At 30.6% G+C, this 23,716-nt stretch carries 21 protein-coding genes; 3 read left to right on the top strand and 18 right to left on the bottom strand.

The features are described from left to right. Positions 1-93 precede the first annotated feature (93 nt). From purC to D2A34_RS07090, 11 genes are all read right to left on the bottom strand, one after another. On the bottom strand, positions 94-801 hold the full coding sequence (purC, locus tag D2A34_RS07140; RefSeq protein ID WP_079438495.1) for a phosphoribosylaminoimidazolesuccinocarboxamide synthase: 708 nt from the start codon (positions 799-801) through the stop codon (positions 94-96). After that, positions 801-1,280, bottom strand: a complete 480-nt coding sequence (purE, locus tag D2A34_RS07135) for a 5-(carboxyamino)imidazole ribonucleotide mutase (RefSeq protein ID WP_079438494.1) — start codon at positions 1,278-1,280, stop codon at positions 801-803. The genes purC and purE overlap by 1 nt, the downstream gene beginning before the upstream one ends. A 167-nt stretch (positions 1,281-1,447) precedes the next feature. Next, positions 1,448-5,194, bottom strand: coding sequence for a phosphoribosylformylglycinamidine synthase (locus D2A34_RS07130; protein ID WP_119366164.1), 3,747 nt, complete (start codon positions 5,192-5,194; stop codon positions 1,448-1,450). Between the two features lie 501 nt (positions 5,195-5,695). Next, a complete protein-coding gene (locus D2A34_RS07125; protein ID WP_079438492.1) occupies positions 5,696-5,863 on the bottom strand; it encodes a zinc-ribbon domain-containing protein in 168 nt (55 codons plus the stop codon). Between the two features lie 271 nt (positions 5,864-6,134). Further along, positions 6,135-6,818, bottom strand: coding sequence for an amino acid ABC transporter ATP-binding protein (locus D2A34_RS07120; RefSeq protein WP_079438491.1), 684 nt, complete (start codon positions 6,816-6,818; stop codon positions 6,135-6,137). Positions 6,819-6,833: 15 nt separating this feature from the next. After that, positions 6,834-7,475 (bottom strand): amino acid ABC transporter permease, encoded by a 642-nt coding sequence (locus D2A34_RS07115; protein ID WP_079438490.1) that lies wholly within the window; start codon positions 7,473-7,475, stop codon positions 6,834-6,836. 41 nt (positions 7,476-7,516) lie between these two features. Beyond that, a complete protein-coding gene (locus D2A34_RS07110; RefSeq protein WP_079438489.1) occupies positions 7,517-8,356 on the bottom strand; it encodes an amino acid ABC transporter substrate-binding protein in 840 nt (279 codons plus the stop codon). A 577-nt stretch (positions 8,357-8,933) separates the two neighbouring features. After that, the gene (locus D2A34_RS07105) at positions 8,934-9,449 is read right to left on the bottom strand and encodes a hypothetical protein (protein WP_079438488.1); all 516 of its coding nucleotides are present in this window, start codon (positions 9,447-9,449) and stop codon (positions 8,934-8,936) included. Between the two features lie 111 nt (positions 9,450-9,560). Next, positions 9,561-10,373 carry an EcsC family protein gene (locus D2A34_RS07100; protein WP_423243111.1) on the bottom strand — a complete coding sequence of 271 codons (813 nt, stop codon included), beginning with the start codon at positions 10,371-10,373 and terminating at the stop codon, positions 9,561-9,563. A 197-nt stretch (positions 10,374-10,570) separates the two neighbouring features. Continuing rightward, the gene (locus tag D2A34_RS07095) at positions 10,571-11,515 is read right to left on the bottom strand and encodes an SPFH domain-containing protein (RefSeq protein ID WP_119366163.1); all 945 of its coding nucleotides are present in this window, start codon (positions 11,513-11,515) and stop codon (positions 10,571-10,573) included. A gap of 3 nt (positions 11,516-11,518) precedes the next feature. After that, the gene (locus D2A34_RS07090) at positions 11,519-11,950 is read right to left on the bottom strand and encodes an NfeD family protein (RefSeq protein WP_182629357.1); all 432 of its coding nucleotides are present in this window, start codon (positions 11,948-11,950) and stop codon (positions 11,519-11,521) included. 270 nt (positions 11,951-12,220) lie between these two features. On the opposite strand from D2A34_RS07090, the gene D2A34_RS07085 reads away from it, so the two are divergent. The 3 genes from D2A34_RS07085 to D2A34_RS07075 all read left to right on the top strand — a co-directional run bounded on the left by D2A34_RS07085 (position 12,221) and on the right by D2A34_RS07075 (position 16,460). Continuing rightward, positions 12,221-14,119 carry an NAD(+) synthase gene (locus tag D2A34_RS07085; protein WP_119366161.1) on the top strand — a complete coding sequence of 633 codons (1,899 nt, stop codon included), beginning with the start codon at positions 12,221-12,223 and terminating at the stop codon, positions 14,117-14,119. Positions 14,120-14,259: 140 nt separating this feature from the next. Continuing rightward, positions 14,260-15,291, top strand: a complete 1,032-nt coding sequence (locus tag D2A34_RS07080; protein ID WP_119366160.1) for a branched-chain amino acid aminotransferase — start codon at positions 14,260-14,262, stop codon at positions 15,289-15,291. 740 nt (positions 15,292-16,031) lie between these two features. Further along, on the top strand, positions 16,032-16,460 hold the full coding sequence (locus D2A34_RS07075; RefSeq protein ID WP_119366159.1) for a hypothetical protein: 429 nt from the start codon (positions 16,032-16,034) through the stop codon (positions 16,458-16,460). Between the two features lie 56 nt (positions 16,461-16,516). Here the strand turns inward: D2A34_RS07075 and D2A34_RS07070 are convergent, their stop codons facing one another. From D2A34_RS07070 to D2A34_RS07035, 7 genes are all read right to left on the bottom strand, one after another. Next, positions 16,517-18,223, bottom strand: coding sequence for an ABC transporter ATP-binding protein (locus D2A34_RS07070; protein ID WP_119366158.1), 1,707 nt, complete (start codon positions 18,221-18,223; stop codon positions 16,517-16,519). Between the two features lie 800 nt (positions 18,224-19,023). Next, on the bottom strand, positions 19,024-19,692 hold the full coding sequence (locus D2A34_RS07060) for an ABC transporter ATP-binding protein (RefSeq protein ID WP_079438479.1): 669 nt from the start codon (positions 19,690-19,692) through the stop codon (positions 19,024-19,026). Then, positions 19,689-20,444, bottom strand: a complete 756-nt coding sequence (locus D2A34_RS07055; RefSeq protein WP_119366156.1) for an ABC transporter permease — start codon at positions 20,442-20,444, stop codon at positions 19,689-19,691. Before D2A34_RS07055 ends, D2A34_RS07060 begins: the two co-directional genes overlap by 4 nt. Then, positions 20,419-21,420 (bottom strand): ABC transporter substrate-binding protein, encoded by a 1,002-nt coding sequence (locus tag D2A34_RS07050; RefSeq protein WP_079438477.1) that lies wholly within the window; start codon positions 21,418-21,420, stop codon positions 20,419-20,421. The genes D2A34_RS07055 and D2A34_RS07050 overlap by 26 nt, the downstream gene beginning before the upstream one ends. 24 nt (positions 21,421-21,444) lie before the next feature. Then, a complete protein-coding gene (locus D2A34_RS07045; protein ID WP_119366155.1) occupies positions 21,445-21,756 on the bottom strand; it encodes a nucleotidyltransferase domain-containing protein in 312 nt (103 codons plus the stop codon). A 2-nt stretch (positions 21,757-21,758) separates the two neighbouring features. Beyond that, a complete protein-coding gene (locus D2A34_RS07040; RefSeq protein WP_119366154.1) occupies positions 21,759-22,148 on the bottom strand; it encodes a nucleotidyltransferase substrate binding protein in 390 nt (129 codons plus the stop codon). Positions 22,149-22,572: 424 nt separating this feature from the next. Further along, positions 22,573-23,613, bottom strand: coding sequence for an ADP-ribosylglycohydrolase family protein (locus D2A34_RS07035; RefSeq protein ID WP_242965987.1), 1,041 nt, complete (start codon positions 23,611-23,613; stop codon positions 22,573-22,575). Between the last annotated feature and the right edge of the window lie 103 nt (positions 23,614-23,716).

The following is a 23,716-nucleotide window of genomic DNA, read 5'->3' as shown; positions in this document are numbered from 1 at the left end:
TTAAAAATGAATAATGAATAGTGAACAATTATGGATAAAATCTCCTTTGGAGATTTCCTCCTTAATCATTCATTATTAATTATTCATCATTCATTACTTAGAGATTCTCTTTAATATTTCAACGTAAGCGTCTTTAACGTTACCTAAATCTCTTCTAAATCTGTCTTTATCTAATTTTTCACCTGTAGTTGCATCCCAGAATCTGCAAGTATCTGGTGAAATTTCATCAGCTAAGACTATAGTTCCATCAGCTAATCTACCAAACTCAATCTTAAAGTCAATTAAGTTGATGTTTTGTTCTTTAAATACTGCTTTTAATACATCATTTATTTTAGCTGTCATATCATACATTACTTTTAATTCTTCAAAAGTTGTTGCTCCGATTCCAACTGCATGATAATCATTTATTAATGGATCTCCTAATGAATCATCTTTATATGATAATTCAAATACTGTAGTCTTAAGTGCAAATCCTTCTTCAAGACCTAATCTCTTAGCCATGCTTCCTGCTGCAACATTTCTTACGATTACTTCAAGTGGTACAATTTCAACCTTCTTACATAATTGTTCTCTATCATTTAGTTTTTCTATAAAATGAGTTTTAACTCCTGCTTTTTCTAATAATTCAAATATAACTGAAGTTATAGCATTATTCATAACACCTTTGTCTTCGATTTGACCTTTCTTTTCTCCGTTAAAAGCTGTCGCATCATCTTTGTAATATACAATTACTTCGTCTGCCTTATCTGTTGCATATATTTTCTTTGCTTTACCTTCATACATCATTTCTAATTTTTCCATTATAGTTCTACCCCTTCCGCATTTTCCTCAATGAATTTTTTCTTCATATCTGCTCTGAATTCTTTTAATTTATTTTTTAATTCATTATTATTAACTGATAACATTTGAACTGCTAACATTCCTGCATTATAGCTGTTATTAATTCCAACAGTTGCAACTGGAATTGATTTTGGCATTTGCACTATAGAATATAACGCATCTAGACCTTCAATAGCGGCCTTAACTGGAACTCCTATTACTGGAAGTATTGTCTTTGAAGCTATTACCCCTGGTAAGTGAGCTGCAAGACCTGCTCCTGCTATAATAACTTGGCAGCCTTGTTCTTGAATTTCTTCTAATGTTTCTTCTAATTTTTCTGGCACTCTATGAGCTGAAAGAATAAACGCCTTGTATTCTATTCCGAATTCCTTTAAAGCATTTGCAGCTCCTCTCATCACTTCTGTATCAGATTTACTTCCAAAAAATATTGCTACTTGCATTTTAAGCCTCCTATTTTTTATATGTTAAACTATTTTTATTCTTATATTTCTTTGCTATATAGATTGAACTCCTTCTAAAGGAAACCTGACTCACACTAAATCATAGATTGCACTGTGTGAAAGTTCGAAGAACGAAATGTAAAATTTCGATTCTCACTTTTGGTTCGCTACTTAAAATAATTTACCCCTGCTTTGAATATCTTTTGATCAAAGTCTCCTGGAATATTTCTATATAAATCTGTTCCTATTCTTTCGCTATGAGCCATCTTACCTAGAACTCTTCCATCTGGACTTGTTATACCTTCAATTCCGTACATTGATCCATTTGGATTGAATGGCATATTTAAAGATACATTTCCGTCAAAATCAACATATTGAGTTGCTACTTGACCGTTAGCTATTAATTCTTGAATTAAGCTTTCTGGCGCAACAAATCTTCCTTCACCATGTGAAATTGCAACTGAATGTATATCTCCTAAATTAACTTCGCTGAACCAAGGTGATTTATTTGATACTACCTTTGTACTGATAATTGAAGACATATGTCTATTTATATTGTTATAAGTTAATGTTGCCATATCTTCTTTTATATCTACGATTTCTCCGTATGGTACTAAACCTAACTTGATTAAAGCTTGGAAGCCGTTACAAATACCAATAGCTAATCCATCTCTATTCTTAAGTAATTCCATTACACTATTGCTTATCTTTTCATTTCTAAGAGCATTAGCAATAAATTTACCTGAACCATCTGGTTCATCCCCTGCTGAGAATCCTCCTGGGATCATAAGAATTTGAGCAGTACTTATTTCTTTTGCAAGTCTTTCAATTGATTCATTAAGTGCTTCCTTAGTAATATTTCTAAATACTACTTGAGTTACTTCTGCTCCTTCTTTTTCAAATGCTCTAGCACAATCATACTCACAGTTGTTTCCTGGGAATACAGGGATTACAACCTTTGGTTTAGCTATTTTAATAGCAGGTGAAAGAATTGATTTATTATCATATAAAACAGTTTCAACTTTTTCGTGAGCATCTTTTGTTTTAATTTTAAATACTGATTTTAATTTTTCTTCGTATGTTTTTTCTAAAGCTTCTATATCTAAGTTCAAATCATATTCCTTAGAAATTATAACTGCTGAACTTATTGTCTTACCAACTTCTTTATATAAACATTCTTTGAATTCTTCTTCTACATTAACACCATTTTTAACTTCTAATACTATAGTTCCATAGTTAAATGCAAATAATTCATCTTTTGTTAAGTTTTCAATTTCTGCACCAATTCTATTTCCTAGTGTCATCTTAGTGATAGCTTCAGAAACTCCACCGTATTTAACTGCTGATGCTGAAATTACTTTTCCATCTTGAATTAAGTTGTATAATACTTCTAAATTCTTCTTAAGCGTTTCGATATTTATTGTTCCATCTTCTACTTTTTCAGTTTGAAGTAAAACTAAACTTGATCCTGCTTCTTTAAATTCTGGTGATATTATATGTCTTGCCTTTTCTACTCCTACAGCAAATGATACTAATGTTGGAGGTACATCTAAATCTCCAAAGCTTCCTGACATAGAATCTTTACCGCCAATTGCCGCAGTTTCAAATGCCATTTGAGCTTCGTATGCACCAAGTAATGCTGCAAATGGTTTACCCCATCTTGAGCTTTCGCTGCCTAATCTTTCAAAATATTCTTGGAAAGTTAATCTAGCTTTTCTGTAATCTCCACCCATAGCTGCAAGTTTTGATATACTTTCAATAACTGCATAATATGCCATGTGATATGGGCTCCAAGTACCAAGTTCAGGATTAAATCCAAATGTCATTAATGTAGCATCTGAGCTTTCTCCATCAAGAACAGGAATCTTAGCTGCCATTCCTTCTGCTGGAGTCTTTGCATATTTACCACCAAATGGCATAAGTACTGTTCCATGTCCTATCGTTGCATCAAATCTTTCTGATAATCCTTGTTGCGATGATACATTTAATTTTCTTAAGTTATTTACCCATTCTTCTTTAACATTAATATCTGCTACTATATATGGATAATCAGCTGGTGCTTTAACTGTAACATTCGTTTTTTGAGTAGCTCCGTTTGTATCTAAGAAAGTTCTCTTTAAATCAACTATGTTTTTACCTCTCCAGAATAATCTTAGTCTATCTGTATCAGTAACATGTGCAACTAAAGTAGCCTCTAAATTTTCTTCATTTGAAAGTCTGATAAATTCATCTGCATCTTCTTTTGTTACAACAACTGCCATTCTTTCTTGTGATTCTGAAACCGCAAGTTCTGTTCCATCTAAACCTTCATATTTCTTTGGAACTTTATCTAAATCTATATCTAATCCTCTGCAAAGTTCTCCTATTGCAACTGAAACCCCACCTGCACCAAAGTCGTTACATCTCTTGATCATTTTAGCCACTGTTGCATTTCTAAATAATCTTTGAAGCTTTCTTTCAGTAGGTGCATTACCTTTTTGAACTTCAGCTCCACATTCATTAATTGAATCTACTGTATGTTCCTTTGATGAACCTGTAGCTCCACCAACACCGTCTCTTCCTGTTCTTCCACCAAGTAATATAATAACATCGCCTAGCTTAGGCTCTTCTCTTACTACATTTTCTTTAGGTGCTGCTGCAATAACTGCTCCAACTTCCATTCTCTTAGCTGCATAGTTTGCATGATACACTTCTTCAACTTGACCTGTTGCAAGACCAATTTGATTTCCATATGAACTGTATCCATGAGCTGCTCCAAGTGTTATTTTTCTTTGAGGAAGTTTTCCTTCTAATGTATCTTCAACTGGTACTGTTGGATCTGCTGCCCCTGTAACTCTCATTGCTTGATATACATATGTTCTTCCTGAAAGTGGATCTCTTATAGCACCACCAAGACATGTTGCTGCCCCACCAAAAGGTTCAATTTCTGTTGGGTGATTATGTGTTTCATTCTTAAACATTACTAAGTAATCTTCCATGCCTTTTTCTGTTTCAATTCTTACATTAATTGAACATGCATTTATTTCCTCAGAAATATCTAAATCCTCAAGCTTACCTCTTTTTCTAAGTTCCTTCATAGCAATTACTGCCATATCCATAAGAGTTTTGCTCTTTTCTTTATCCCCATAAACATAGTCTCTTGATTTCAAATATCCTTCATAACTCGCTTTTATTGGAGCTGTGAATTTATTATCTTCAATTTGAACATCTTCCAAAATCGTTGAGAATGTTGTATGTCTACAGTGATCTGACCAATATGTATCTATAACTTTAATTTCAGTTATACTTGGATCTCTTTGTTCTCCTTTAAAGTAATCTTGAATCATAAGAAGATCATCAATGCTCATAGCCAAGCCTTGTTCGCTATGGAATTCTTTTAATTGATCTAACGACTTGTTGATAAATCCATCTAATATTTGGACATCTTTAGGTATGTTTGAAGGTACTGATAATTCTTTGCTATCAATTGTAACTTCTCTCGAATCGACTGGATTGATATAATATTTTTTAATTCTATTTACATCATCTTTTGAAAGGTTTCCTTTTAATATTACTACCTTAGCTGATTTAATTTCGACCTTGTCTTCAGCTGTTAAAAGAGCTAAACATTCAGAAGCTGAATCTGCTCTCTGATCGTATTGACCTGGTAAGTATTCTACGGCAAAGGCTTCTTCCCCTTTATTAATTGGTAATTCTGCTTCATACACTATATCTACTGTTGCTTCAGAAAAAATTGTATGTAATGCTCTCTTATAATATTCTTCAGATATATCTGAAATAATATACTTATTTACAAGTCTTACATCTTCCAATGCAAATATCCCTAAGTTTTCTTTAAAATCATTTAATAAACTTTGGGCTTCTACATTAAATCCTTTTTTCTTTTCAACGAATACGCTTCTAATATCTAACATCTTAATTCCTCCAAAAATATTATAAGATTTAGCCTAATCACTACTTCTTTGTAATGGCGAATGTTTTTAATCAACGCTCCACTAACTTTCGTATCGATACTTTAAGATTATCATCTAACACGTATGATGTCAACTCATATTGTGTAAAATTTTATTTATTTTTGCTTTTTTACGAATTTTAATTCTTTTTTTCTTTTTTATAGTTCGTATTTGGTTGTGTATACGTTATATTCAATTACAAGTAAAACATTTCTTACATTTGCTTACGTAAATTGTTTTGTAATATATAATACACAAAAAAAGACTGTCTCAAAATAAAAAATTATTTCGAGACAGTTCATATTTTATCCAATATTTTTTAGATTTATGTTAATAATTCATTAAATGAAATATTAATCTTCTTATTTGTTTTATCCAATGTACATTAATACAAGACTGAAAATTTACTAAACTCTAACAAAAATAAAGAGTCATAAGATTAATCTTATGACTCAATAGTTACTATCTGTCGAAGTTTCTGTTGTTTCTTTGTTGCTTTCTAGCTCTTCTACAATCTGGACATCTAACTGGATCGTTATCAAATCCTTTTTCTTTGTAGAATTCTTGTTCTCCAACTGTGAAAGTGAATTCCTTTCCACAATCTTTACATACTAAAGTTCTATCTTCCATTATAAAAATCCTCCCTTTTTCCAAAGATTATAACCCGATACTTGACCCAATCTCTGAAACAGAGGCTAATGTGCAGTATTGATTAAATCTTGAATTATCTTACTCTTTAAGAATACCACACTTTATCTTATAATTCAACAGAAATTATTACAATCAAATTGATAATTTTAAACCTTATCAGTTTATAATATAATAAAATTATTCAATTTTATTATATTATTTATCAAAGCATTTACATAAATGTATATCAATCTATTATTTAGTATTCTTATTAATTCTCAAAGATTAATCCCTCTTGAAGTTTTCCTGAATCCATTGATACAATTCTATCTGCTACGTTTTTAGCAAAGTCCATATCATGAGTTATAATCATCATGCTCATACCTTTGGTACTTAAGCTCTTTATCAATGTTGCAACTTCTCCTGTAAGCCCTGGATCTAACGCAGATGTTGGTTCATCAAAGCACATAATGTTTGGTTCTAACACCAATGCCCTTCCAATTGCAACTCTTTGTTTCTGTCCGCCTGATAATTCAAATGGGTAATTATCTTTTTTTTCTAGCAAATTTAAAAACCCAAGTGTTTCTTCTGCTTTCTTAATCGCTTCATCTTTTGTCCATCCCAGTACTTTTTGAGGCGCTTCTATTAAATTTTCTAAAACAGTCATATGTGGAAATAGGTTAAAGTTCTGAAATACTAATCCTATATCTTTTCTTATTTCTCTAAGCTCTTTTTTGTCCACATACTTTCCATCTTTACATAAGAACTTCCCGTTAATTTCGATATTTCCTTCATCACAAAGTTCTAATGCATTTACACATCTAAGTAACGTAGTTTTTCCGCCACCAGAATGACCTACAACAACTAATATTTCACCTTTTTTTATTTCAAGGTTAACCCCTTTTAAAACTTCTGTATTCCCAAATTTCTTTTTTACATTACTAACTTTAAGCATAACTTTTCCTCCAGATTACTTATAGTAGTCATATTTCTCTTCGATTTTCTTTAACACTTGGCTCAAAATTGCTATTACTAGCAAATACACAACTCCAACTATTAAAAGCGGCATTAAAGATACATCTCTATTTGCAGCCATTTTACCTATCTTTAGCATCTCATCTAATCCTAATACGTATACTAAAGAAGTATCTTTTACTAAGGTAGTTACTTCATTTGCAACTGGAGGAATAACTCTTTTAAATGCTTGTGGAAGTATGATTCTGAAAAATATATCTTTTGAACTCAAGCCTAAAACTTGAGCTCCTTCTACTTGTCCATTATCAACAGACATTATTCCTGCTCTAAATATTTCACCAAAGTAAGCACCATAATTTAAAGTAAATGCCAGAATTGCAGCCGGAAACCTATCGAATGTAATTCCTATTATAGGTAATCCAAAGAAGATTACAATAATTTGCAATAATAGAGGAGTACCTCTCATTATAAGAACATATGCCCCGCTCACTTTGCTTAATATTAGAGATTTAGATGTTCTCATTACGGCTATTACTATTCCAAGCGGAATAGATAACAGTAATGTCATTGCAAATATTTCTAATGTGACTTTAAGCCCCTCTAATACTTGAGGCATTATTTCTAAAATATAACCCAAGGTTATTTCCTCCCCTTTATTGTTTCCATTATTTAAGTATACTATTTAACAAGTATATCTTGTTCAAACCATTTTTTTGATATTTCACCAGCAGTTCCATCTGCTATCACTTCACCTAAAGCTTTATTAAAAGCTTCAACAAACTTAGTGTCACCTTTTCTAATTCCAACACCATATTGCTCGCTTCCAAAGTTTTCAGTTAAAACTTTATACTTTTCTACGCCTCTAGCTTTCATGTAATATCTAGCTAAAATTTCATCTACAACAATAGCATCTAATCTTTTTGCTTCTAAATCCATTAATGCAGCGTTATTATCATCAAACGTAACTAATTTTCCACCATCAAAACTCTTTAGTACATTTGCCTCAGCTTCTACTGCGTCAACTGCTGTTGATCCATTTTGAGCACCAACTTTTTTCCCTGCTAAATCTGCTTTAGTCTTTACATTAGAATCTGCTAAAGTAACTATTACTTGAGTATTATTTAAATAAGCTTTTGAAAATTCAACTTTTCCTTTTCTTTCATCTGTAATTGAATATCCATTCCATATTAAATCTATATTTCCATTATTAAGTTCAGTTTCTTTCATACTCCAATCAATCGACTGGAACTTAACCTTTTTATTAAGTTTTTTAGCAACAGCATTTGCTAAATCCACATCAAAACCAACTATTTCTCCACTTTCGTTTTTGAATCCCATTGGAACAAAAGTATCATCTAAACCTATTACTAATTCATCTTTATCTAATGTGCTGCCTGCAGACTTAGTTTCAGATGATTTATTTGCAGCACTATTCCCACTACATGCTACAAGACTTGTACCTAAAGTTGTTATAATCGCAGCTACTGCTATTTTTTTAATTAATTTATTAATCTTCATTATTATTTCCTCCCCAAATTGTTTTTCTCTATTTATCACTTTATCATACTAAAGCAAAACATTCAAGCACTTTTTTTATTTTATAGTTTTTTTCATAAAATATTAAATAAGCTTATTAACACTCAACCAGAATTGAATATATACCTTTGCTCCAGTTCTTTAAATAGGTATTGGTAAAGTCTATTGCGAAGAACTCGAAATATAAAACTACTTGCAGTTTATGATATTTTAAGTTTACTGTTAAATAACCGAAAGGGAATATATGTATTATAGAATATTTACAATCTTTAATAAAATATACGAATAATTTTTAGACGGGTATATGTGAAATACTTAAAGTTATAGCAATACAAAGAAATAGAATACATATATGTGGAGTCAGGCATTGAAAAATAAGCTGCTGGAGTATCTTAATGGGAAGTTGTTCCACTTCCGCTTGTCCTGTGCTTGTCACAGGAACATGCAGAAGTGGTGCAACTTTCCATTTAGATATTCCCAACGAAATTTTTCACAATCCTGCGGAACATATATGTATTCTATTTCGGTTGGTCATTGCTTCACTTTAAGTTCTTCTTAATTACTTTGTTGAGGATGCTCTATCTAAGGCTCTTTGTAAATTATCCATATGTGTTGTGAATTCATCCACAGTATTTGTGACTTGTTTTTCATCAATTGGATTTTCATATGTATCTACCCTATTTTTTGCGTCATCAACATTATCTTTAATTTCATCTAATTTATCATTTATATCATTAAACTTATTTATAATATCTTCACTTTTACCTTGAAAATCAGCACTATTTAATGCATCTGTCAATTCATCTGCTTTGTCACTTAATTCTCTCATAGTTCTTACTGTATCACTATCAACTTCATCTGACTTATCTGAAACTTCCTTAGGAGTAGTTTTTAATTTATCCATTAAATCTTTCATTTTTTCAGAGTCAAATACTTCATTAACTTTATCTCCAGATGGTATTTCATCTGTGTCTTCTTTAGTTTGAAGTATATAGTCATCTTTTAGACTGCATCCAATAAAAGAAAAAGAGAGTATTATAGAAAGTATTAAACTCATAATGTTCTTCATTTTCATTTTTTCACCTCAACTCACTTTTTGTACTGCTTAGTATATATTAATATTTTTTTATTATTATTTCAATTATTATTATCAAATTTACTAAGCATATTTATGGTTAAGGCCTTACTACAATTTTGATAACAATCTTTTCTTGTACTTTATACTAGCCACTTCACTTATATCACTTACAAGTCTAAAGTTTGATAATCCTCCGTATACACCTACTATAGGAATTCCTTGAATAACTTTTGAAAATATTATATTTTCCGATAAATTCCTTGAGGTTTCTTTTATCATATTATTTATATCAACATTGCTATATATTTCATTATCAATGTTATATCCAATTCTATCTGCTTCGTTAGAATATAAAATCTTCTCAGATGTTTTATTTGCACTTGCACAAATTACGTTCAAAATAAAAGCTTTTTCCTCATCTGAGTCATAATTAAATCCATAATTCAAACATATTTCATAAACTGTTCTTAGTATCACACTTAAGAATACTGGTATATCAGGCAGTCCTATTCCAAAAACTCCAAGTACAGTGCCTTCAGCCGTGGTAATACCTTTATTTATAATAACTCCTCTTTTAACTTTCTTATCGATCCGATTTAAATTTTTATTATTAACTCTTTTGGATAAAATGTATTCATTTATATCAGCTTCATTTTTTAATCTCTCAGAGTTATAACTTTTTTCTATTAAGCTAGTACCCTTTTCAAATACAAAATAAAATCCTTTTTCGAAAGCTTTTTCAAATGTCTCTAACATTTTATCTGGGATTCTTTCTTCTATTTTCTCTTTTATAGGTAATATTTTATTTTTTATATACTCATTTTCTTTTTTATAAAAAAACTTTTCTTCTCTTTTTATTAATTTCTTCCGTTGAGAATTTATAATTTTTTCTTTCTTAAAATCTTTCTCCGTTATACTCACCTATTACTACCTCCATTTCTAACACCTTCTTGTTTGTACCATTGTATCTTATATAATATATTAATTCCATAAAAATGCTCCCTTTAATCAATAACTTTTTATTTTATCTAATGTCCAGCCACTGAACGCTCCCAATTGAATCGAGTTTTACTTTATAAAAAAAAGACAAGTCATCCTTGTCTCTTTTTATTATTGTATTATTCTCTACTTCCTTTAAGCAATTCTCCAATTGCTGCTATGCTTCCAAGGGATGATAATGTTTCATTTGGTAATATAAGCTTATTAGCAGGATTATTAGCCATCTCTTTAAGAGCTTCAACCTGTTTTAAAGCTATTACAACTTCATTAGTTCCTGAATCAATGATTGCTTGATTTACTTTTCTTATAGCTTCTGCTTCCGCTACTGCAATTTCTTCTATTGCCTTTGCTTTACCTTCTGCTTCTAATAATTGAGATTCCTTTAGTCCTTCAGCCCTTCTTATATTAGCTTGCTTCTCAGCTTCTGCTGATAATATTTTAGCTTGCTTTTCTCCTTCTGCTTTTTCGATTTGCGATTGTCTTAAACCTTCTGCTTGAAGAATCATAGCTCTTTTATCTCTTTCAGCCTTCATTTGTTTTTCCATAGCTTGTTGAATCTCAGCTGGTGGAACTATATTTTTTATTTCTACTGACAATATCTTTATACCATATGCATCTGTAACTTCATCAATAATACTTAGAAGATCTTGATTTATAGAATCTCTTCCCGATAGAATTTCATCTAGTGACATATTACCTAATATATTTCTCATATTAGTTGTAGCAGAATATATTATACCTGATTGAAAACTTTCTATATTATAAACTGCATCTCTTGCGTTTATTACTTTATAAAATATAACATTATCCACTAATATTTTAACATTATCTTTTGTTATTACTGATTGTGGCTCTACATCAATAATTTGCTGTTTTGTAGAAATTCTTCTTCTTACAAAATCCACAAATGGAAGCGTAAAATGCAAGCCTGGCTCTAGCACCTTATGAAATTGTCCAAATCTTTCAACTACATATAAGTATCCTGTATTTACAACCTTAATTGATGCTAAAACCACTATAAGTGCAATTAATAAAATTATTCCTAAAACAATAATAGTACCCATACCCTAATCCTCCTGAACCTTTTTAATTTTTAATTTTATTCCTTCTATTCCTGTAATAATAAACTTTTCACCTTGATTAATTGTATCTCCTTCATTTATTACAGTCCAATATTCACCATTCACTTTAATTTGCCCTTTATCTTCAATGTCTTTTTCACATTTCATAACTCTTCCTATATAAGTTTCTTCCATGAGAGGTGCACTCTTAACTTTCACGTTAAATTTTTTCTTAAGCCACGGGTAACCAATAGCAAGCGCTGCTATATTAACTACTGCAAAAATTAACACTTGAATCATTAATGGCACACCCAGCGTTCCACATACTGCTGCGACAATTGCGCCTATTGCAAATAACATAAAACAAAAATTACTAGTTAATACATCAATAGCTACTGCACAAACAGCAATAATTAACCAAAAGATTACCATTCCCATCATACTTCCCCCCCTAAATATTAAATAATTTTATTACATGTAATAAAATTATTATACATCTTCTAAAACATTTTTTCAAGTTATTTATTATCTTAAAATAAGTTTTTAAATACCTTTTATTGCTTTTGATTTTACTCTCCTGTTAGTATATAATTATGAGGATATATTTCTATTATTTAGCTAAAATATAACAATGAAACTTTTAATATAAAAATTATATATTTCTATATTAAAAATTTGCCAAATACTATAATTGTAAGGAGCGATTTTATGGATTTCATTAAAGTTGCAGCTGCCTGCCCTAAAACTAGGGTCGCTGATATTAATTATAATGTTGAAAATATTTTAATATGCATAGATGATGCAGTGAAGAAAGAAAGTAAATTTATAATTTTTCCAGAACTATGTATTACGTCTTATACTTGTGGAGATTTATTTTTACATGAATACCTAATAACAAAATCTCTAGATGGAATTAATCAAATATTAGAAGCCACTAAAAATTATGATATGTTAATTGCTGTTGGTGCTCCACTTCTTTGTAATAGTGCCTTATATAATTGTGCATTTCTACTATTTAAAGGAAGTGTTCTAGGGATAGTTCCAAAGTCATATCTTCCAAACTATAGCGAATTCTATGAAAAAAGATGGTTTACAGAAGGGCTTTCTATTGAAAACGAAAAAATAGATTTACCTTTCCAAAAAGACGTCCCTTTTGGTACAAATTTAATTTTTTCATCTGGAGTAGCAAACTTTGCCGTTGAAATTTGTGAAGATTTATGGGTGCCAATCCCTCCTAGTTCATATCTTTCTCTTATGGGAGCTCATATAATAGGGAACCTTTCTGCGTCAAATGAACTTGTAAGTAAGATGGATTATAGGAAAAGTCTTATATCGAATCAAAGCGCTAGAACAATTTCTAGCTATATATATTCATCTTCTGGCGTCCACGAGTCCACTACAGACGTATTATTTAGTGGTCATTTATTAATTAGCGAAAACGGATCACTTTTAAAAGAAAATAATAGGTTTCAAAGAGATAATGAAATAATATACTCTTTTGTTGATGTATTTAAATTAAAAGCTGAAAGAATGAAGAACTTAAGCTTTAAAGATTCGTCTAAATATTGTAACAAGAAACCTAATATAATCAGATTTGAATTTGAAAATGTCTCATTTAAAGGCTTCGATAGATATATTGATAAACATCCTTTTGTGCCTTCATACGAAAAGGAAAGAGAAATTCGTTGCAAGGAAATTTTTAGCATCCAAGCTGCTAGTTTAGCAAAAAGACTTGAACATACAAAATCCCAAAAAGCAGTAATAGGAATTTCAGGCGGATTAGATTCAACCCTTGCACTTCTTGTAATTGTTAAAACCTTTGAACTACTTAACTTAGACAAAAAAAATATTGTAACTATCACTATGCCTGGATTTGGCACAACTGATAGAACTTATAATAATGCAATTTGCTTATGTAAGGAGCTAGGTACAGATCTTAGAGAAATAAACATAGTTAAAGCATCACTTCAACATTTTGAAGATATTGGCCACGATAAAGATATACACGATGTAACTTACGAGAATGTTCAAGCAAGAGAAAGAACTCAAATATTAATGGATCTTGCAAATAAGGAAAGAGGACTATTAATAGGTACAGGAGACTTATCAGAGCTCGCACTTGGCTGGTGTACTTATAATGGAGATCACATGTCAATGTATTCTGTAAATCCTTCTATCCCTAAAACGCTGGTTAGATACTTAGTAGAATATGTAGCTCAAAACGAATCAACTGAAGTTGTATGTGACACCCTTATGGATATATTAGATACTCCAGTCAGTCCTGAGTTACTACCTAAAGATAAAAATGGTAATATAGCGCAAAAAACCGAAGACATTGTTGGTCCTTATGAACTTCATGATTTCTTCTTATACCATTTTATTAAACATGGTTCTACAAAAGACAGAATATTTTTCTTGGCAAAAAATGCATTCAAAGCTGATTACTCAGAGGAAGAAATCAATAAATGGTTAGACAAATTTATGTTTAGATTCTTTACTCAACAATTCAAAAGGAGTGCCCTTCCTGATGGACCTAAAGTAGGAAGTATTTCTTTAAGCCCACGTGGTGATTGGCGTATGCCGTCAGATGCTGAGCCTTGGCTTTAAATGAAAGATTAATAATTATTCATTATTCATCATTCACCATTAATTTAGCCTGAATTGTGGAAATTCTTTTCAAGTAGTGCTACAATAGATGTTAAAATAAACAATGGCAATAAGCCTATATAGATGTGGAGGAATATAAAATGGGGAAAAAAGCTGATATAGACTGGGGTAAATTAGGATTTGAATATATAAAAACAGATCTTCGTTATATTTCAGTTTGGAAAGATGGAAAATGGGATGAAGGAAAGCTTGTTGAAGATAATATGGTTACTGTAAGCGAGGCTTCTACTGTTATTCATTATGGTCAAAGTTGTTTTGAAGGACTTAAGGCATATACAACAAAAGAAGGTAAAATTCAATTATTTAGACCTGATTTAAATGCAGAGCGTATGAATGAAAGTTGTGACAAACTTCTTATGCCGCATGTTCCTGTTGAAAAATTTATTGATGCTGTTAAGCAAGTTGTAAAAGCAAATGAAAAATATGTTCCACCATATGGAAGTGGTGCAACTTTATATATCAGACCATATTTAATGGGTGTTGGAAACAACATAGGTGTTAAACCAGCTCCAGAATATATCTTTGGTGTATTTTGTATACCTGTTGGTCCATATTTTAAAGATGGAGTATCTCCTTGTAACTACATAGTTTTAGATGAATTCGACAGAGCGGCTCCTCATGGTACTGGTGGTAATAAAGTTGGTGGTAATTATGCTGCGTCATTACAAGCTCATGCTGTTGCTGTAGAAAAGGGATTTGCTGATTGTATTTACTTAGATCCAGCTACCCATACTAAAATTGAAGAAATAGGCGCTGCAAACTTCTTTGGAATAACTAAGAATAATGAATTTGTTACTCCTGTATCTCCATCTATTTTACCTAGTATAACTAAGCGTTCTTTACTTTATATAGCAGAACATTATTTAAAAATGCCGGTTTATGAAAGAGAAGTATTTATTGATAAAATAGATGAATTTAAAGAAGCTGGCGCTTGTGGTACAGCTGCTGTAATCACTCCAATTGGAGGAATACAATATAAAGATGAATTACATGTATTCCATAGTGAAACTGAAGTAGGTCCTGTAACTCAAAAATTATATGATCTTCTTGTAGGTATACAACTTGGTGATGTTGAAGCTCCAGAAGGATGGATATACGAAGTAGAACTATAATACTTCTACAAAACTTGAATTTATGCGATAATCAACCGAAAGAGAAGGTACTCTGTTTCTCGGTTGCTATAAAAAAATAGCTGTGGATTTCTATCAGTAAAAGTTGCACCAGTGCTGCTTGTTCCTTAGGCAAGCTAATGACAAGCAGCACCGGAACAACTTTTACTGAAGAAATACCTACAGCTATTTTTTCGATGCAACACTACGAAAAAGAGTACCTTCTCTTTCTGGTATAGAAAGTATTTCAAAGCATAAATCAAATTCATAGTTTGTATCGATAAATAATATTTAACTTGGATTTATGAGATAAACATATTTACAAATTTGTTAAAACTTTAAATTGATATCTTCACTAGAAATTATAAACATTTTTGCACCCTCAAGGGGCATAATATGGAGAAAACATTTGAAAATGAGCTGTTTAAGGTTCTTAGTTGTAGGTTGTTCCACTTTAGCTTGTCAAACTGAAAGTTGGAGCATGCTAAAGTGGATGCAACCTGCAACTTAGAGCCTTCAGCGATATATTCATAGTTTTTCGGAATAAAAATGTTTATAATTTCGGTAAGCTATCGCATAATTCTAAGTTTTAGTTCAGATATCTATATAAATGTTTTTTACTAAAAATTAATGGAATATATTCAAAAATAGTCATCTTTTATTAAGTATGTCCGAATATAATAGTATAAGATATAAATTCTTAAGTTTAGTTAAATTTATGGTTATAAAAAGGAGGATTATATATGTCTGATAACAGAATAATTTCTAGAAGTGAATATGTTGTAACAAGTGTTTCTAACGCTGCTATTGATAATAGGATAATTAAGAGGCCTTATAGTGACTCAAAAAATCCTCCAAGGAAGAAACGCGAAAATTCTAAGTCCTTTAATAATTCATTAAATGCGGCTGCTAAGCATCTATCATCAAATGATAATTCAACAACTTTTTATAATGAACTAGAGAATATGGAAAGATTAAAAAGTGCGGAAAACGCTAGAATAGTACAGGCTCGATTTAATAAGAATAATTTTAATTCACATGTTTCTAATAATGCCGCTGAAACAGAAATTCACAACAAGTTAAGCCAAGCTATGGATGTTGAAATAGATGTATCTACTTTATATAAAAAAGTACAACTATTAAGTTCGTTAAATGATGAATCTGAAAATTAATACGAGGCTGTCAAAAATATTTAATTATTTTTGGCAACCTCTTTTTTTCACAAAACTTATACTGCTGCTAATCTATGTAAGTTACTATATTCTCCTTGCTTTTCCATTAACTCTTCATGGGTTCCTGCTTCTATTATTCCTGTCTTTCCAAGAACAATGATTTCATCAGCATTTTTAATGGTAGACAATCTATGTGCAACTACTATGGTTGTCCTTCCAGCACATAACTTTTCTAATGATTCCTGAATTATGCGCTCAGTTATATTATCTAATGCTGATGTTGCCTCATCCAAAATTAGTATTGGTGGATTTTTAAGAAAAACTCTTGCAATAGAAATACGCTGCTTTTGTCCACCAGACAATTTAACTCCTCTTTCTCCTATATAAGTGTCGTATCCTTCTGGAAGAGTATTTATAAATTCATGAATATTAGCCATTTTAGCAGCTCTTATTAATTCCTCTTCAGTCGCATCTGACTTTCCAAACAGTATATTATCTCTTATACTTCCTGTAAATAAGAAAACTTCCTGCTGCACAATTCCAATATTTTCTCTAAGGGAATCTAACTTAACATCATATATGCTTTTATTATCAATTAATATATCTCCATTTTCTACTTCATAAAATCTTGGGATTAGATTACAAAAAGTTGTTTTACCTCCGCCAGATGCTCCTACTAATGCAAGCATCTTTCCTTTGTTTATCTTCATAGAAATATCTTTTAAAACTTCTTTACCTTCATAGCTAAAGCTGACATTTTTAAATTCTATTTCCCCTTGAACATTTTCAAGTTCAACTGCGTCTTTTTTGTCTTTTTCTCTATCATTGTTCATTATTTCTATATACCTTTGAAAACCTGTAATTCCATTTTGAAATTGTTCCATAAAATCAATAAGTTTTTTTATTGGTGTAATAAATATCTTTATAAACAACATGTATGCCATAAAATCTCCAATATTTATAAAACCAATAAGCGTGAATACTCCTCCACCTACTAAACCTACATAGCTTAGCACATCCATCCCAAATCCTGCACCTGAAGAATATTCTGCCATTACCTTATAGGCTCTTTCTCTCGCCTTAATGAATTTTTTATTCCCTTTTTCAAATTTTTCTTCTTCAGATCTATGACTTACGAATGCTTTCGATATTTTTATTCCCGAAATACTATTTTCAAGATTTGCATTAACTGCCCCTGTTTCTACTTTTGTTTCAAGAAAGGCTTTATTCATTTTCTTTCTCTCATACAAAGTAAACCACACTATAAATGGTATAAAAGCGAATATCAATAATGTAAGTGGAATATTAATTGTACACAATATTATGAATGATCCTATAAGCATAACTATTGATATAAACAAATCTTCTGGCCCATGATGTGCAAGCTCAGATATATCCATCAAATCATTAATAATTCTAGACATTATATCCCCTGTCTTATTATTATCAAAAAAACTATTAGGTAATTTTTGAAGATGCTTAAATATGTGCCTTCTCATATCCCCCTGCATTCTAACACCTACAACGTGTCCCCAATATTGCATAAAATACCCACAGGCAGCCTTAATTGCAAAAATTATAAGTAATACTACTGCAAATACAATAATTGTTCTTAAATCTCTATTAGGAATTGATTCATTGACAAGATCCCTTGTCATGACTGGATACACTAAATCACACAAAGATGCTATAAGTGCTACTACTAAATCTAAAATAAATAATAATTTATATGGTTTATAAAATGAAATAAACTTCTTTATCATTTTAATTCTCCTTTCTTCTTAGGTATCAACCTATTAATTTCTATATATTTAAGGAATAAATTTCAAACAGCTTGTATATAATTAAAACAAGATACATAATTTTACAATTGTTAGGCGGTGAATAAATATGTCAAAAAAGCTTTTTTATATTATCAGTTTAATCTTAGGCACGCTATTGCCTTTGTTCTCTCTGAATATTATAGTAAGTAAATATGATCCAAATGATTTTTTTCCACTAATTTTTATTTGCCTAGGCTTATGTGACACATTACTTGGAATAAATCTGCTTAATGCAAACAAAAAAATTCTAAGTGTATCAAGTTTCATCCTTGCCGGCTTTTTGTTCATTTTAGTTGGAAGTAAGGTCTATATCTATAGTTAAATTCAGATAGTCTATCATAAGTTAATATTCAGGCATAATAGGTACAACCTCATACTGGATTAAAAATAAGTAAGTAACCACCATCAGATTAGATATCAAACTCTTAAATTTGATTTATAACTTGAAATATATTCCACACCAGAAAGAATGGGTACTCTTTTGTGCAGTGTTTCGTAGATAATTTGTCTGTAGGATTTCTTCAGCAGAAGTTGTTCCATTTGAGCTTGTCATTTGCTTTCCAAAGGAGCATGCTCAAATGGGCACAACTTCTGCTGGTGAGTGAGAGTCCAAATTTTACATTTGGGAACTCGAACTTACTCAGAGAGCGAATGCGAGTCGAGTTTCATATTCATCCACAGATAAATTCTCTAGAAACCGAAACAATAGAGTACCCATTCTTTCGGTGAAATATATGTTTCTACATTATTTTTAATACTTCGTTCTTGCATTCCTCTAACTTATTATTGAACACTCCTGCTATTTCAACTGGTTTATCACGAAATACTATTATATTTCCTCGGAAATATATAGCTTCGTCCAAATCATGAGTGACTAATATAACCATCCTTTTTTCACGATTTAATAAATTCTTGAATTCATCTATTATCGTATATTTTAATTTATAATCTAATGATTTAAATGGCTCATCCATCAAAATTAATTTTGATGGCTTCCCAAAAGCTCGTGCTATATTAATCCTTTGTCTCATTCCTCCACTTAATTTATTAGGATATTTATCTTTTATATCATAAATTCCTACTAATTTTAAAACTTCATTAACTTTATTAGTAAGAGTTGAGTTATCAAAATATCGCTTTAGTGCAAGCTCCAAATTTTCTCTGACAGTTAGCCATTCAATTAACCTATCTTCCTGAAATATATAACTAATGTCATTCATTGATACACCACTTATTTCTCCACTTTGAGCTTCTATAAGTCCTGCTATAATATTCAAAAGAGTACTCTTACCGCATCCTGATTTTCCTACTATACAATTTATCTGTTCATCTGAAAAATCAATATTAAAATCTTTAAAAACTATTTCATTTCCATAGGATTTATTTAAGTTTTTAATTTTTATATTCATTTTGCCCACCTATATATTTTTTGTCTTAACGCTTTATTCAATATCTCTAATAATAAAGATATAATAACAATAATTACAATCCAAGCGAAAATTCCAGATGTATTAAAATTCACTTTTTCTATCTGTATCTGAGAACCTATGCCAAATTTAGGTTGTCCATATACTTCTCCTGCTATTACAACTTTAAAAGTCAGAGAAAATGTTGATACGAATATGCTCATAAAATAAAATTTAATTACCGGAATATAAATTTTCCTAATTTTATCAATTAAGCTGACTTCGTATATTTTAGTCATATCAATTATTTTTTTATCTATATTAATGAGATTATTTCTTATCCCTTCATACAGAATAGGAAAAATGATTGCAAATCCAACAACAAAAGGAGTTTTATCTTTGTCAAACCAAACCAATGAGAGAACCACTAAAACCATAGTCGGTATAGTTTTACTAAATGAATTTATTGGTTCCATTAAATATTTGAAAAAGGGATACACCATTCCGAGTACCCCTAAAACAATTGAAAAAACTAAGGCTAAAACATAGCTGAGAGTCGTTCTATAAAAACTGCTGATAATAACCCTAAATGAACCTGGTTCATTAAAAATTCCCTTAATTGTTTCTATAACCTGCTCTATTCTTGGAATATATATATCATTATTGATTATTATAGCGGCAGCTTGCCATAATCCTATGAAAAATATGCATGATAAGAAAGTATATATTTTACTTTTCCATGAATATTTCATCATCTGGTATACTTCCTCCAATTGTTTTCGGATCAAATTCATTTAATCTCTCAAAATAAGTTTTATATTCTTTATTGCTGTCTTTTATATCCACAAATTTTATATTCGACTTATCAATCGCTTTTACTACTATTGGTTTCTTCGCTGAAACACCTATTTCTTCACAATATGATCCAACAGTTTCTTTATTAGTATATATCCATTGTGTTGCATCCTTGACCTGTTTTAAAAATTCTCCTATGAATTCCTTATCTTTATCTAGCAATTCCTTTTTAATTATTATTGTTGATTGTGGATATCCATACTCTGAATTATTTATTTTTTTCCATTCTTCATTTAGATCTAACATAACATTAAATTTATCATTTTTGCTTTGAACAGTTGATAATGCTGGTTCCGGTATTACTGCATATTGTGCTTTACCTGCTAAAATCACTGGTGCAAGCTCATTAACTGAATTTACATAACTAAAATTAATATCTTTGTCTACATCAATACCTTTAGCTTTTAGTATTGTCTTTGTAATTATATCAGGAGTCAACCCTTTTCCTATATTATAAACTTCTTTCCCCTTCAAGTCGTTAAGAGTTTGATTCTCATTAGTTGTCCCTATATAAAACGAACCAAAACCTATTGTTCCTGCTATTTTGTATTCTTTATTTTTATTATATACAGTTGCGGCCACATTCGAAGGCACTATTGCAATATCTGGCTCACTTTTCATAACACTTGTAACCAAACTATCAGAATTTTGTTCGATTGTATAGTTGACATTGTATCCAGGTCTTATTTCTGGTTTTTCTTTAATAAGCTTAGATACAGCTATTGCCGTAAGCCCATCTGGTGTTACAAATTTTATATCCTTAGTTTGTGTACTTTGCTCTTTAGCTTCATTTTGAGCTGCACTATTATTTCCACAGCCTATCAACGTTAACATCGATAATACTATAACTAATAATAATGATAATTTCTTTTTCATTTTTATTCCCCTTTACAAATACGATTATCCTATTCTTGAATATATTATTTTCCCAACACGCTCTATATGCTCTTTTAACTCTTTATGATTTATATGTGTCACATCTACTACATCAAAAAAATAAGGCATAGGCCCCTTTTCTTCAAGGTTTGAATGAAGTTTAGAAACTATGTCAAAATTTATTTTTTCTCCATAGATAGCTATATCTATATCCGATCCCGGTTTATAATTTCCTTTTGCTCTTGATCCAAAGATTATTGCTTTTTCTATTTCAGGAAATTTTTCCATTGTTTTAATAATATACTCTAAATCAATTCTTTTTAATCCAAACTCCATATTTAATTCTCCAATTTATTCAGTAATTCTTTAATTATACCATAATACTTTTGTTTTATTAGTTGCTCCGCTTCCTTTGCTACGCCTTCATCATACGTATGTGCCATCAAATTTCTTTTTTCAAGTGCATCAATCCATGTATGACCATCTGTGACTAATTGTGTCTGAAATGCTGTTTGTATAGTTTGTCTAGGACTTTTAACCTCAAACCCCTCATTTTCCAAATAATCTTTCATGGTTTTCCATGCTAATTCAAATGTATATTCAAAGCACTGAATTAGTCCCTGAATTTCAAATTTATTAAGTTCGTCTTTTTCTATAAATTCTTCTAACTGCATTGCTGCTTTTTTATAATTACTAAATCTTTGTTTCCAACGGATATCCTCATTCATGATCTAAATCTCCTTCCTTTAATCCTGTAATTCTTCATTATTTCTTTACTCTTTATTGTACTACAATAATTGCTATTTAACCATTATATATGAGCACATAAACACGGCTAACGCAAGAAAAGGTTTACGTCATTACCTGTCCATGCAATAAAAGCTTTTACAAATTAAACTGAATCTATACTAAATAGCCGTTGAATTTTATTAGTAATATTCAACGGCTAATTTAAAAAATAAATGGTCTTTTTCATTGGTCTCCACATAACTAAGTCTTATGCAATAATTTACCGAAAGTAGACACGTTTTTGCACCTAAATACATATAAAAAAGACATGTATTAAAACTAACTTTAAAACATGTCTTCATCGACTTATTATTAAATTAACTACCCTAAGTTTTATAAATATTTTCATAACTTTATGCCTCTTCACTTCACTATATTCTTATAAAGTTCTTCTGTCATTTCTTTAATTAAGCCCCCTAATTCAACCTTATAAATCCATTCTTCTGGTATCGCTTGTACCCCTAATTTTGCTCCCATTATATTCCCACAAATAGCTCCTGTGCTATCACTATCTCCACTGTGATTTACTGCTAATTTTAATGCTTCTTTGAAATCTTCTGGATACGAAAGTGCACAATAAACAGCAATTGATAGTGCCTCCTCACCAATCCAACCTTCACCAAGCTTCGAAAGTTTATCTGAACTCGGATTTCCTTCCTTAGCTAAGAGTAAAGCTTTATTTAACGCATCTATAGTTTCTTCACTATATCCCATAGTTTTTAATATTTTTATTGCATTTATAATAGCCTGATCTATTGGTACATCTAAGCATAAATCTGAAATTATACTTGAGAGAGCTCCTGCTGTTAAATATCCTGTTGGATGTCCATGGGTGATTGCTGCTAATTCACAACCAAGAATAAAAGCATCTTTCTTTCTATGTACATAATATAATCCTGCTGGTGCTGCCCTCATTACACCTCCACACCCCTTACTACCATTTATACGATTTTCAATTGTTCCAAATTTATCATTTTTGGACTTTTGCAGAGCTGTAAGACAGCTATTTCCTGGAAATCTTTGATCATATAACTCATTATACTTTAATAACCTTGAATCATTTTCATTCATCAAATAATTATACTCTTTTGAAATAGTACATCCTTGGGTATATAACCATCTCACATATGCATGAAATATACTCTTCTGAATATTCTTCTCCTTTGCAAATCTACTTGTATATTCGTAATCCAATATACCGTCAATAGTAAATAGAGTCATTTGAGTATCATCGGAAATAAGCGCTTTCTTTGAGATTATATTTACATCTAAGTCTTCTATTCCACTTTTTCCATACTTATGATATATTTCATCTAACTTATAAAATTCTATTGGGTAACCTAGCGCATCACCCAGGGCGCCCCCAATTATACATCCAATGAATCGTTCTTTCATATTCATCATAATAATCTCCTTTTTAATACAATTATATCACTTATTACGTAATTATTATTAGATATATTTGACACATATAGAAAAAAAATTATATAATTATGATAACGAATAC

It is taken from the genome of Clostridium chromiireducens (assembly GCF_003575225.1).
Classification (GTDB): Bacteria; Bacillota; Clostridia; order Clostridiales; family Clostridiaceae; genus Clostridium; species Clostridium chromiireducens.
This window is presented reverse-complemented; position numbering and strand designations above follow the sequence as displayed.

Coding starts and splice junctions, on each gene's coding strand:
- purC (WP_079438495.1), bottom strand. CDS start 801: ATGGAAAAATTAGAAATGATGTATGAAGGTAAAGCAAAGAAAATATAT.
- purE (WP_079438494.1), bottom strand. CDS start 1,280: ATGCAAGTAGCAATATTTTTTGGAAGTAAATCTGATACAGAAGTGATG.
- D2A34_RS07130 (WP_119366164.1), bottom strand. CDS start 5,194: ATGTTAGATATTAGAAGCGTATTCGTTGAAAAGAAAAAAGGATTTAAT.
- D2A34_RS07125 (WP_079438492.1), bottom strand. CDS start 5,863: ATGGAAGATAGAACTTTAGTATGTAAAGATTGTGGAAAGGAATTCACT.
- D2A34_RS07120 (WP_079438491.1), bottom strand. CDS start 6,818: ATGCTTAAAGTTAGTAATGTAAAAAAGAAATTTGGGAATACAGAAGTT.
- D2A34_RS07110 (WP_079438489.1), bottom strand. CDS start 8,356: ATGAAGATTAATAAATTAATTAAAAAAATAGCAGTAGCTGCGATTATA.
- D2A34_RS07105 (WP_079438488.1), bottom strand. CDS start 9,449: ATGAAAATGAAGAACATTATGAGTTTAATACTTTCTATAATACTCTCT.
- D2A34_RS07095 (WP_119366163.1), bottom strand. CDS start 11,515: ATGGGTACTATTATTGTTTTAGGAATAATTTTATTAATTGCACTTATA.
- D2A34_RS07090 (WP_182629357.1), bottom strand. CDS start 11,950: ATGGGAATGGTAATCTTTTGGTTAATTATTGCTGTTTGTGCAGTAGCT.
- D2A34_RS07085 (WP_119366161.1), top strand. CDS start 12,221: ATGGATTTCATTAAAGTTGCAGCTGCCTGCCCTAAAACTAGGGTCGCT.
- D2A34_RS07080 (WP_119366160.1), top strand. CDS start 14,260: ATGGGGAAAAAAGCTGATATAGACTGGGGTAAATTAGGATTTGAATAT.
- D2A34_RS07075 (WP_119366159.1), top strand. CDS start 16,032: ATGTCTGATAACAGAATAATTTCTAGAAGTGAATATGTTGTAACAAGT.
- D2A34_RS07070 (WP_119366158.1), bottom strand. CDS start 18,223: ATGATAAAGAAGTTTATTTCATTTTATAAACCATATAAATTATTATTT.
- D2A34_RS07060 (WP_079438479.1), bottom strand. CDS start 19,692: ATGAATATAAAAATTAAAAACTTAAATAAATCCTATGGAAATGAAATA.
- D2A34_RS07055 (WP_119366156.1), bottom strand. CDS start 20,444: ATGATGAAATATTCATGGAAAAGTAAAATATATACTTTCTTATCATGC.
- D2A34_RS07050 (WP_079438477.1), bottom strand. CDS start 21,420: ATGAAAAAGAAATTATCATTATTATTAGTTATAGTATTATCGATGTTA.
- D2A34_RS07045 (WP_119366155.1), bottom strand. CDS start 21,756: ATGGAGTTTGGATTAAAAAGAATTGATTTAGAGTATATTATTAAAACA.
- D2A34_RS07040 (WP_119366154.1), bottom strand. CDS start 22,148: ATGAATGAGGATATCCGTTGGAAACAAAGATTTAGTAATTATAAAAAA.
- D2A34_RS07035 (WP_242965987.1), bottom strand. CDS start 23,613: ATGATGAATATGAAAGAACGATTCATTGGATGTATAATTGGGGGCGCC.